Origin of the sequence: Tepidimonas sp., assembly GCF_036825565.1 — a bacterium.
Classification (GTDB): domain Bacteria; phylum Pseudomonadota; class Gammaproteobacteria; order Burkholderiales; family Burkholderiaceae_C; genus Tepidimonas.
Window position 1 is genome coordinate 1 of record NZ_DAISXZ010000076.1, and the last position, 10,889, is coordinate 10,889.

The following is a 10,889-nucleotide window of genomic DNA, read 5'->3' on the forward strand; positions in this document are numbered from 1 at the left end:
GCCGTGTCGGTGTGGGACGCGGGCGGGTCGGCATCCGCCGGTTCGCCGCGCTTGCGGCCGGCGAACATGGTCCACCATACGATGAAGACGAACAGCAGCAGCGCGCCGAGCGCTTCGAGCAGCAACAGGGTCATGACGGCAACGAGATCGATGGGGACGGGATGGGGCGCCGGTCGGGTGGCCCGGCTGCTGGCCTGGGGGATTCTAGGCACGCTGGCGGGTTGCGGCAGCGCGCCGCTGGCCGTACCCACGGGGGGCAGTTCACCCGGTGCACCTGTGGTCATGGAGGCGCCGGCACCCGCGCCGGTTCCCCCGGCCCCGCCATCGGGTTCGGTTGCCGCCCCGGTCCCACTGGTCGACGGGCAGGGCCCGGCGGTGCTAACACCCAGCGACGCCGCCTGGCAGGCGGCCGATGCCGCGCCACTGCCCGCGCCGGTGCGCCGAGGCGGGGCCTTGTGGCAGCCGGTGCGCTGGAGCGAGCTGCCCGGCTGGGGTCGGGACGCCTTGCACGAAGCCTGGAACGCCTGGCTGCGCAGTTGCGAGCGCCCGGCACCGCCCTGGGGCCCCGTGTGTGCCGAGGTGCGTCGGCTGACCCTGGCCGACGCGCTAGAGCGCCACACCTGGATGATGCGGCGTTTGCAACCCTACCGGGTGTTGTCCCCCGACGGGGGCAACCGCCCGGGCCTGCTCACCGGCTACTACGAGCCAGAGCTGCAGGCCAGCCGCGTGCGGCAGGGGGCCTACCGCGTGCCGCTGTACGCTCCGCCGCCGGCCCTGGCGGCCGCGCCCGGCCGCCCCTGGTTCAGTCGCCAGCAGATCGACAGTGACCCCCAGGTCCAGGGCCATCTGGAGGGGCGCGTGCTGGCCTGGTTGGTCGATCCGCTGGACGCTTTGCTGTTGCAAATCCAGGGCTCGGGGCGGCTGCGCATCCTCGAGCCGGACGGGCGCATCACCCTGGCGCGGCTGGCCTATGCCGCGCACAACGGCCATCCGTACCAGGGCGTCGGGCGCTGGCTGCTGGAGCGGCGCGAGATCCGCGAGGGGACCTGGGAGGCGATCCGCGCCTGGGCGGCGGCCAATCCGCACCGCATCGACGAGTTGTTGTGGACCAATCCGCGCGTGGTGTTTTTTCGCGAGGAGGCGCTGTCCGCCCTCGACACCCAGTTCGGCCCGCGGGGGGCGCAGGGGGTGGCGCTCACGCCGGCGCGCTCCGTCGCGGTGGACCGCGAGGCCATCCCCTACGGCACTCCGCTGTGGCTGGCCTCCAGCGGGCCGGTGGCGCAGTTGCAGCGCTTGGTGCTGGCGCAGGACACCGGCAACGCCATCGTCGGGGCGGTGCGGGCGGATTTTTTTGCGGGCTGGGGCGAAGGCGCCTATGCCTTGGCCGCCGGTCTGAAGCAGCCGCTGCAGCTCTGGGCGCTGTGGCCGCGCGAGCAGCCCTGAACCGATGAAGGAATGCGATCCATGAGCCTGCGCATCGGCATCCTGACGGGCGGGGGCGATTGCCCCGGCCTGAACGCCGTCATCCGCGCCGTCGTCAAGTCGCTGCTTCGGCAGTGCGGGGCCGAGGTGATCGGCATCGAAGACGGCTTTGGCGGACTGATGGGCGAGGCGCCGCGCGTGCGCCCGCTCGATTGGGCGAGCGTGAGCGGCATCCTGATGCGGGGGGGGACGATCCTGGGCACCAGCAACCGGGCCAACCCCTTGCGCAGCGAGGCCGAGGCCGCGCGCGTCCTGGCCCACGCCCGGGCACTGGGACTGCAGGCGCTGGTGGTGATCGGCGGCGACGGCAGCATGGCCATCGCGCATGGCCTCAGCCAGCGCGGCCTGCCCATCGTCGGGGTGCCCAAGACCATCGACAACGACATCCCCGGCTGCGAGCGCAGCTTTGGCTTCGACACCGCGGTGGCCACCGTCACCGAGGCGATCGAGCGTCTGCAGACCACCGCCCAGAGCCATGGGCGCGTGATGATCGTCGAGACCATGGGCCGCTATGCGGGCTGGATTGCGCTGGAGGCCGGGCTGGCCGGGGCGGCGGACGTCATCCTGCTGCCCGAGATCGACTTCGACATCGAGGCTGTCGCCGCGGTCTGTCGCGAGCGTGAGCGGCGCCAGCGCTACACCATCGTTTGCATCGGGGAGGGGGCCAAGCCCATCGGCGGCGCACTGACGGTGCAGCAGCGCATCGCGGACAGCCCTGACCCGATCCGGCTGGGCGGCGTCGCCCATGCGTTGGCGGCGGCGCTGCAGCCAGGGCTGGCGTCCGAGGTGCGGGCCACCGTGCTCGGCCATGTGCAGCGCGGCGGTTCACCCACGCCGTTCGACCGCGTGCTCGCCACCCAGTTTGGCAACGAGGCGGCCCAGCTCGTCATGCGCGGGGCGTTCGATCGCATGGTCACGTTGCAGGAGGGGCGGCTGGGCAGCATTGCGCTGGCGGAAGCGGTGCACGGCAGCCGCCGCGTGCCGCTTGACCATCCCCTGCTGCGCGCCGCGCGGCAGATTGGCGTCTCGCTGGGCGAGTCGGGCCGCCTCGGCGGGCCGGATGGCGGGGCGGGTATCGGGTCAAGTGTCGGCTGACCGACAGGTCCGTCGGTGACGCGGTGTGCATTCCCCCGCCGGCACCACGGTTGCGGGTAAACCCCGGCCGGCGGGCTGGCGCGACTCATGCATAGTTGCGGCTTGTTCCATCTTTTTAGGTGTCAAGCGTGAAACTCAAGCTTCTCGCTCTCGGCGCGGTGCTCGCCCTTGGCGTGTCGGTGGCTCAGGCCAAGCCGTTCAAATGGGCCAGCGCCGGCGAAATCTCCACCTGGGACATCCACTCCCAGAACAACGCGCTGCAAAACGGCATCCATGCGGCGGTCTACGAGTCGCTGGTTTACTACAACAGCCGCACGTTCAAGATCGAGCCGGTGCTGGCTACCGCCTGGCGCGAGGTCAGCCCGACGCAGTTGCGCGTCACGCTGCGCGAAGGGGTCAAGTTCCACGACGGCACGCCGTTCACGGCCGACGACGCGGTCTTCTCCATCCAGCGCGCGATGGCCAAGACCTCCAACTTTGCCATCTACACCCAGGGCATCGACCGTGTGGTCAAGGTCAACGCCAACACGATCGACATCTTCACCAAGGGGCCCAACCCGGTGTTGCTCAACCAACTCACCGAGCTGCGCATGATGAGCAAGGCTTGGGCGGAAAAGAACAAGTCGGTCGAGCCCAAGGACATCAAGGCCACCGAAGAAACGTTCGCCCACCGCAACGCGATGGGCACTGGCCCCTACCTCCTGAAGGAATGGGTGCCCGACCAGCGCATGGTGTTCGAGCGCAACCCCAACTACTGGGGCAAGATCGACAGCAACGTCACCCAGATCGTCTACACCCCGATCAAGGCCGACGCCACCCGCATGGCCGCGCTGCTGTCGGGTGAGGTGGACTTCGTGCTCGACCCCACGCCGCAGGATCTGCCGCGCCTGCGCAACAACCCCAACCTGAAGGTCATCGACGGGGTCGAAAACCGTACCATCTTCCTGGGCATGGACCAGCACCGCGACGAGCTGGTCGGCAGCAACATCAAGGGCAAGAATCCGCTGAAGGACGTGCGGGTGCGCAAGGCGCTGTACCAGGCAATCGACATCGACACCATCCACCGAGTCACCATGCGGGGGCTGAGCCAGCCCACCGGTGCGCTGGTGGCGCCGCAGGTCACGGGTTGGAGCGAATCGGTGCACAAGCGCTACCCGTATGACGTGGAGGCCGCCAGGCGGCTGCTGGCCGAAGCCGGCTACAAGGACGGTTTCGAGGTGGACTTCGCCTGCCCCAACAACCGCTATATCAACGACGAGCAGATTTGCCAGGCCATCACGTCCATGTGGGCCAAGGTGGGCGTGAAGGCCAAGCTGCGCACGCTGCCGCTGGTGACGTATTTCCCCATGATCCAGCGCTACGAGGCCAGCATCTACATGCTGGGCTGGGGCGTGCCGACGTTCGATGCGCTCTACAGCTTGCAGTCGCTGGTGCGCACCGTCGGCCAAGGCGGTGACGGCAACTACAATCTCGGCCGCTACAGCAACCCCAAGATGGACGCGATCGTCGATCGCGCCAAGACCGAGACCGATCCCTTCATCCGTCCGCGGCTGCTGACCGAGGCGCTGCAGCTGCAAAACGACGATGTGGTGCACATCCCGCTGCACAACCAGATCATCCCCTGGGCGATGAAGAAGTCGATCGACGTGGTGCACCGCGCCGACAACCGTATCGACTGGCGTCTGGTCAAGGTCAACTGATCGTCTCTGGCGAGCGGCCCACGGCCTGACGCCAAGCGGTCGTGTCCGACGACAACCTGTGTGCGCGGGCGGCACGGCAGTGCCGCCCGCAGGAGTTTTTGCATGCTTGCCTTCATCTTGCGACGCCTGGCGCAGGCGGCGCTGGTCATGCTGGCCGTGGCCTTCGTCGCCTTCATGCTGTTCCAGTACGTCGGCGATCCCGTGGTGCAGTTCCTGGGCCAGGACGCCACGCCCGAGCAGGTTGCCGCCGTGCGGGCCGAACTGGGGCTCGACCAACCCTTTTTCGTGCAGTTCTGGCAGTTCGTGGTGCATGCCGTGCAGGGCAACTTCGGCATGAGCATCCACCAGGGTGTGCCGGTGGCGCGGCTGATCGCCGAGCGCTTCCCCGCCACGTTGGAGCTCGCGCTGGTCGCTGCCGGCCTGGCGCTGCTGGTCGGCATCCCGATGGGCGTCTATGCGGCGCTGCGGCGCGGGTCCTTCCTGGCCCAGGTGTTCATGACGATCTCGCTGTTGGGCGTCTCGCTGCCCACCTTTCTGATCGGCATCGTGCTGATTTTGGTGTTTGCGGTGCATCTGGGGTGGTTCCCCAGCTTCGGCCGGGGCGAGGTGACCCATCTGGGCGGCTGGACCACCGGCCTGCTGACCGCCAAGGGCTGGCACCACCTGGTGCTGCCGGCGGTGACGCTGGCGATCTTCCAGCTCACGCTCATCATGCGCCTGGTGCGCGCCGAGATGCTGGAGGTGCTGCGCACCGACTACATCAAGTTTGCGCGCGCCCGGGGCCTGAGCGACCGCGCGGTGCACTTCGGCCACGCGCTGAAGAACACGCTGGTGCCGGTGATGACGATCACCGGGCTGCAGCTCGGCGGTCTGATCGCCTTTGCCATCATCACCGAAACGGTCTTTCAGTGGCCCGGCATGGGGTTGCTGTTCATCCAGGCCGTGACGTTTGCCGACATCCCCGTGATGGCGGCCTACCTGTGCCTGATCGCGCTGATCTTCGTGGTCATCAACCTGATCGTCGATTTGCTGTATTTCGCCGTCGATCCGCGCCTGCGCCTCGACAAGGCCGGCGGCCACTGACGGCGAACCCGTTCCCCAAAAAGGAAGGACACGCTCATGAAATCCTGGTGGATGCGCTGGTGGGACAGCGACATCGGCTACAGCTTTCGCGCGTCGCCCACGGCGATCGTCGCCGCGGTGATTGCGCTGGTGTGCGCGCTCGCCGCCCTGTTGGCGCCGTGGGTGGCGCCGCACAATCCGTTCGATCTGGCTAGCCTGGAGCTGGGCAATGCCCGGCTGCCGCCCGCGTGGTATGACGAGGGCCGATGGGTTTTCCCCCTGGGCACCGACGACCAGGGGCGCGACATTCTGTCGGCCCTGATCTATGGGGCCCGCATTTCGCTTTTCGTCGGGCTGGCGTCGGTGGTGCTGTCGGTGCTGCTGGGCGTCACGCTTGGGCTTTTGGCGGGCTTTCTGGGGGGCTGGGTGGACGCCTTGCTGATGCGCCTGTGCGACGTGATGCTGTCGTTTCCGGCCATTCTGATCGCGCTGCTGATCGCGGGGGTGGGGCGCGCGCTGTTCCCCAATGCGCACGAGACGCTGGCCTTTGGCGTGCTGATTTTGTCCATCACGCTGACCGGCTGGGTGCAATACGCGCGCACGGTGCGCGGATCCACGCTGGTCGAGCGGCAAAAGGAGTATGTGCAGGCCGCGCGCGTGATCGGCGTGGCGCCGCTGCGCATCATGCGCCGGCATGTGTTGCCCAATGTGCTGGGTCCGGTTCTGGTGCTGGCCACCATCCAGGTGGCCACCGCCATCATCACCGAGGCGACGCTGAGCTTTCTGGGCGTGGGGGCGCCGCCCACCTCGCCATCGCTGGGCACGCTGATTCGCATCGGCAACGATTACCTATTTTCCGGCGAGTGGTGGATCACCATCTTCCCCGGGGTGATGCTGGTCATCATCGCCCTGTCGGTCAACCTGCTGGGCGACTGGCTGCGCGACGCCCTCAACCCGCGCTTGCGCTGACCGAAAGGCCCCGCCCATGGACAAACTGCTCGAAGTCAAGGACCTGGTGGTGGAGTTTCCCACCCGCCGCGGCGTGCTGCGCGCGCTCGACGGCGTCTCGTTCGACATCGCCCCCGGCGAGGTGCTGGGCGTGGTGGGCGAGTCGGGGGCCGGCAAGTCGCTCACCGGCGCGGCCATCATCGGCCTGCTGGAGCCGCCGGGGCGCATTGCCGGCGGCGAGATCCGCCTGCAGGGCGAGCGCATCGACCGCCTGCCGCCGGCGCAGATGCGCCGCATCCGCGGCCGGCGCATCGGCGCGATCTTTCAGGATCCGCTGACCTCGCTCAACCCGCTGTACTCGATCGGTCGCCAATTGACCGAGACCATCCTGACGCACCTGGACGTCTCGCCGGCCGAGGCGCGGCAGCGCGCCATCCAGTTGCTCAAAGACACCGGCATTCCGGCCGCAGAGGAACGCATCGACCACTATCCGCACCAGTTCTCGGGCGGCATGCGCCAGCGCGTCGTCATCGCGCTCGCGCTGGCAGCCGAGCCGCAGCTGGTGGTGGCCGACGAGCCGACCACGGCGCTGGACGTCTCGATCCAGGCGCAGATCATCACGCTGCTCAAGCGCATCTGCCGCCAGCGCGGCGCGGCGGTGATGCTGATCACGCACGACATGGGCGTGATCGCCGAGACCTGCGACCGCGTGGCCATCATGTACGCGGGGCGGGTGGCCGAGATCGGTCCGGTGCACGAGGTCATCCACCGCCCCGCGCACCCCTACACCGCTGGTCTGATGAGCTGCATCCCCGACATGGAGATGGAGCGCGAACGGCTGCACCAGATCGACGGCGCCATGCCGCGCCTCAACGAGATTCCGCGCGGTTGCGCCTTCCACCCGCGCTGCGAAAAAGTCATGTTGCGCTGCCATGACCAGCGCCCCGAACTGATGCCGGCCGGTGCCACCCGCGCCGCCTGCTGGCTGCATGACGAGGCCCCCATCGCGCAGGTGCCGGCCAAGGCGGAGGTCCCCCGATGAGTACCCCGGTCATCGACCCGGCGCGCACGGCGCCGTCCCACACCGTGTCCTCGACCCCGGCCACCCCGCTGGTGGTGGTGGAGGATCTGGCCCGAACGTTCGACGTGTCCGCGCCGTGGCTCAACCGTGTGCTGGAGCGCAAGCCGAGCCAATGGCTGCACGCCGTGGACGGGGTGAGCTTCGACATTCCGCGCGGTCAGACGCTGGCCCTGGTGGGCGAGTCGGGCTGTGGCAAGAGCACGGTCGCCCGCTTGCTGGTGGGGCTGTACCGCCCGACGCGCGGGCGCTTCGTCTTCGACGGGCAGGACGCGCACGCCGCCTATGGCAGCGCGCAGGGGCGGCAGTTGCGCCGGCGCATCCAGATGATCTTCCAGGACCCCTACGCCAGCCTCAATCCGCGCTGGCGGGTGGAGGACATCATCGCCGAGCCGCTACGCGAGCACGGGCTGCTGAGTGACGCCGCGGCCCTGCGCGAGCGCGTCGGCGAGCTGCTGCGCGCGGTGGGCCTGAGCCCGCACGACATGGTCAAATATCCGCACCAGTTTTCGGGCGGGCAGCGCCAGCGCATCTCGATCGCGCGCGCGCTGGCCACCAAGCCCGATTTTCTGGTCTGCGACGAACCGACCTCGGCGCTGGACGTGTCGGTGCAGGCGCAGGTGCTCAACATCATGAAGGACCTGCAGCGCCAGCAGGGGCTGACCTATCTGTTCATCAGCCACAACCTGGCGGTGGTGCGCCACGTCAGCGACCAGGTCGGCGTGATGTACCTGGGGCGGCTGGTAGAGCTGGCGGACAAGCGCACGCTGTTTGCGCAGCCGCGCCACCCCTATACCCGCATGCTGCTGGAGGCCATCCCCAAGCTGCATGCGACGGGCCAGGCGCGCACGCCGGTGCAGGGCGAGGTGCCCAACCCGCTCAATCCGCCCGGCGGCTGCGCCTTCCACCCGCGCTGCCCGCATGCGGATGCGCGCTGCAAGGCCGAGCGGCCGGTGCTGCAGACGATCGGCGGCGTGCGCGTGGCCTGCCACGCGGTGCAGGAAGGGCGGATCTGAGCGGCGTCAGGCCGTCGGTGCGCCCGGGGCAGCGCCGTCGGCCGATGCCAGCGTTTCTGCCGCCAGGCACAGGTCGGCCCACGCCTTGCCCTTGTCCACCGGGTTGCGCAGCAGGTAGGCCGGGTGGTAGGACACGACCACCGGCAGCGTGAGCTCCCCGAGGCGAGCCTGGAACACGCGCCCGCGCAGCCGGCCCAGCGGCACGCGCGCGGCTTCCTCCGGCGGCAGGCAGCCGCCTTCGGCCAGCAGCGTCTGCGCCGCAAAGCGCCCCAGCGCCAGCACGATGCGCGGCTGCAGCAGCGCGATCTGGCACCGCAAGTACGGCGCACAGCGCGCGATTTCGTCCGGCTCCGGGTTGCGGTTGCGCGGCGGGCGGCACTTCAGCACATTGGCGATGTAGACGCCGTGGCCGCGCTGCAGGTCCAGCGCCGCCAACATCCGGTCCAGCAGCCACCCGGCGCGGCCGACGAACGGCTCGCCCTGGCGGTCCTCCTCCTCGCCCGGGGCCTCGCCGACGATCAGCCAGGTGGGCCGGCGGTCGCCGACGCCCGGCACCGCGCGCTGGCGGCACGCCGCCAGCCCGCAGCGCTGGCAGGCGTGGATCGCCGCTTCCAGTTCGGGCCAATCGAGTGTGGCGAGGTCGGTGTCGGGGGCGGGTTCGCAGCGAGGCGTCGGGTCACGAAGGGGCAAGGGCACTGGGGCGAAATCGGCGCGCGCGGCCTGGGGGCACCCGGTCGGGGCAGGTGTAGGATGCGCGCTGGCCGAGGCGTCCGGTGGCGGGGTCCGCGGCGCATGGGGAGTCGGCGCGACTCGGACCGTCGTCCCGATGGGCGCCCCGACATCGCCTTCCCCGGCCGGACGCGGCAGCAACGCGCGCGGCTGCCACCATGCCGGCACGCCGATCTCGGCCAGCAGGGCCGAGCGGCGCTCGTCGAGCCAGGGCAGGGCGCGTGGCAGATTCATCGGGGTGTCGAGACGGTGTCGGCCGCACGGCACAGGTCGAGCCGCATCACGATGGCGTCCTCGCGCCGCTGCGCCGTGTCGGGATAGTACCCCTTGCGCACGCCGGCTTGCACCCAGCCGCAGCGGGCGTAGAGCGCGCGCGCGGCGGCGTTGCTGCGCCGCACCTCCAGCCACAGCTGCGCAAAGCCCTGCGCGCGGCCCCAGTCGGCCAGCGCCCGCAGCAGCCAGCGGCCCCAGCCCTGGCGCTGCTGCAGCGGCGCCACCGTGACGTCGAGCAGATGCCCCTCGTCGACGCCTTCCATCGCGACCAGGAAGCCGAGCAGCCAGGCACCCTCTGGGGTGACGGGCGCGTGCACCCAGTGCGGCGGGTCGTGGCGCGGATCCGGGCGGCGCGCCAGCACGCGCGCCCAGTGCCCGGCGGCCAGCGAGTCTTCGTAATGGCGCCGGCTCCATGGATGCGCGTGCGCCGTCTTGGCCACCTCGGCGACCACGTCCAGGTCGGCGGTGGTCATCGGTCGCCAAATCTGCCGTGCGTCGGCACCGCCGACGTGGTCGGAGGCCGCCGGCCCGGGGTCGTCCCTCTCCGGGTTCATGACCCGCCCTGTCAAGCGGCCGCCCGGCTGGCGCGCAGCGCGGCCTGCTCGTCCACGGTCAGCGCCACCTTGTCACGCACATAGAGCGGCTGGGCGCCGTGCGCGCCGACGCAGCACCCGGCCGCCACGCCGGCGGCCGCCAGGCGCAGCAAGGCGCGCGCGCACGGTTGCGTGGCGCCGCCGGCCTGGCTAAGCCAGGCCGATGGCAACCGTTCGCCGTAGACACCCGCGACGTTGCCGGCGTGCAGCGCGCCCTGTTCATGCGGCAGGTCCTCGGGGCGGCGCAGGTGCGGCCCGGTCAGCTCGCGCCAGCCGTGCGCGACGCTCCAGGCGTAGCAGGCCACGTAGACCTCGTCCATGCGCGCATCCAGCGCCGCGTGCACGGTGAGCCGTCTGGCCGCCGGCGCATGGCGCAGGCGCGCGGCCTCCGCCACCGCCAGCAGGGTGCTCAGCGGCAGCACCGGCACCCCGCCCGGCCGCGCCCCGGCAGCCAGCCCCTGTACCACCGCGCAGGCGGTGCGCAGCCCGGTGAACGAACCCGGTCCGTGGCCGAAGGCGATGCCGTCCAGCTCCGCCAGCCGCCAGCCGGCGCGCTGCAACAGGGCCTCCACCGTCGGCAGCAGCGTCGCCGACGCCTGTGCCCCGCCCTCGCCCTCGTGCCAGGCGAGCGGCTCGGCGGTCCCGGCTGCGCCGACGGCCACGCTGAGCACCGAGGTGCTCGTGTCCAGCGCCAGCCAGCGCTGCAGGCCGGGGCGCGGGGGCGGGGTCGTGGCGTCATCCATGGTGGCGATTATCCCCGGTGGGGCGGGTGCCGCTGAAGGAGACGTCGGCTGGCCGACCGCCGAGGGTTGAGCGCCAGCCTTGCTAGACTCGCCCGTGCGGCGGCGTCCGCCGTGCCGCGCTCATGCTGCCCCTAGCCCGAGGAGGATCCATGTCCACCCCCCATGCCCGG

Annotated in this window: 10 protein-coding genes; 7 read left to right on the plus strand and 3 right to left on the minus strand. The window is 70.4% G+C overall.

All coding sequences use genetic code 11. The features are described 5' to 3' along the window. The first annotated feature begins 375 nt into the window (after positions 1-375). The 7 genes from mltA to V7026_RS09710 all read left to right on the plus strand — a co-directional run bounded on the left by mltA (position 376) and on the right by V7026_RS09710 (position 8,381). A complete protein-coding gene (gene mltA / locus V7026_RS09680) occupies positions 376-1,443 on the plus strand; it encodes a murein transglycosylase A (RefSeq protein ID WP_334155178.1) in 1,068 nt (355 codons plus the stop codon). 27 nt (positions 1,444-1,470) lie between these two features. Next, positions 1,471-2,577, plus strand: a complete 1,107-nt coding sequence (locus tag V7026_RS09685) for a 6-phosphofructokinase (RefSeq protein WP_334155187.1) — start codon at positions 1,471-1,473, stop codon at positions 2,575-2,577. Between the two features lie 128 nt (positions 2,578-2,705). Then, positions 2,706-4,277 (plus strand): ABC transporter substrate-binding protein, encoded by a 1,572-nt coding sequence (locus V7026_RS09690; protein ID WP_334155179.1) that lies wholly within the window; start codon positions 2,706-2,708, stop codon positions 4,275-4,277. 102 nt (positions 4,278-4,379) lie between these two features. Beyond that, on the plus strand, positions 4,380-5,360 hold the full coding sequence (locus V7026_RS09695) for an ABC transporter permease (protein WP_334155180.1): 981 nt from the start codon (positions 4,380-4,382) through the stop codon (positions 5,358-5,360). Positions 5,361-5,396: 36 nt separating this feature from the next. Beyond that, the gene (locus V7026_RS09700) at positions 5,397-6,308 is read left to right on the plus strand and encodes an ABC transporter permease (protein WP_334155181.1); all 912 of its coding nucleotides are present in this window, start codon (positions 5,397-5,399) and stop codon (positions 6,306-6,308) included. 16 nt (positions 6,309-6,324) lie between these two features. Next, a complete protein-coding gene (locus V7026_RS09705; protein WP_334155182.1) occupies positions 6,325-7,329 on the plus strand; it encodes an ABC transporter ATP-binding protein in 1,005 nt (334 codons plus the stop codon). Beyond that, positions 7,326-8,381, plus strand: coding sequence for an ABC transporter ATP-binding protein (locus V7026_RS09710; protein ID WP_334155183.1), 1,056 nt, complete (start codon positions 7,326-7,328; stop codon positions 8,379-8,381). The genes V7026_RS09705 and V7026_RS09710 overlap by 4 nt, the downstream gene beginning before the upstream one ends. A 6-nt stretch (positions 8,382-8,387) precedes the next feature. On the opposite strand, the gene V7026_RS09715 is transcribed toward V7026_RS09710, so the two are convergent. The 3 genes from V7026_RS09715 to tsaB form a co-directional block, all read right to left on the minus strand. After that, entirely contained in the window at positions 8,388-9,344 is a 957-nt protein-coding gene (locus V7026_RS09715; RefSeq protein ID WP_334155184.1) for a uracil-DNA glycosylase, read from the minus strand. Further along, complete coding sequence (gene rimI, locus V7026_RS09720) at positions 9,341-9,856, minus strand: ribosomal protein S18-alanine N-acetyltransferase (RefSeq protein ID WP_334155185.1); 516 nt, start codon at positions 9,854-9,856, stop codon at positions 9,341-9,343. Before rimI ends, V7026_RS09715 begins: the two co-directional genes overlap by 4 nt. A gap of 92 nt (positions 9,857-9,948) precedes the next feature. Beyond that, positions 9,949-10,719 carry a tRNA (adenosine(37)-N6)-threonylcarbamoyltransferase complex dimerization subunit type 1 TsaB gene (tsaB, locus tag V7026_RS09725; protein WP_334155186.1) on the minus strand — a complete coding sequence of 257 codons (771 nt, stop codon included), beginning with the start codon at positions 10,717-10,719 and terminating at the stop codon, positions 9,949-9,951. Positions 10,720-10,889: the final 170 nt, after the last annotated feature.

Coding starts and splice junctions, on each gene's coding strand:
- V7026_RS09715 (WP_334155184.1), bottom strand. CDS start 9,344: ATGAATCTGCCACGCGCCCTGCCCTGGCTCGACGAGCGCCGCTCGGCC.
- V7026_RS09710 (WP_334155183.1), top strand. CDS start 7,326: ATGAGTACCCCGGTCATCGACCCGGCGCGCACGGCGCCGTCCCACACC.
- rimI (WP_334155185.1), bottom strand. CDS start 9,856: ATGACCACCGCCGACCTGGACGTGGTCGCCGAGGTGGCCAAGACGGCG.
- V7026_RS09695 (WP_334155180.1), top strand. CDS start 4,380: ATGCTTGCCTTCATCTTGCGACGCCTGGCGCAGGCGGCGCTGGTCATG.
- V7026_RS09700 (WP_334155181.1), top strand. CDS start 5,397: ATGAAATCCTGGTGGATGCGCTGGTGGGACAGCGACATCGGCTACAGC.
- V7026_RS09705 (WP_334155182.1), top strand. CDS start 6,325: ATGGACAAACTGCTCGAAGTCAAGGACCTGGTGGTGGAGTTTCCCACC.
- tsaB (WP_334155186.1), bottom strand. CDS start 10,719: ATGGATGACGCCACGACCCCGCCCCCGCGCCCCGGCCTGCAGCGCTGG.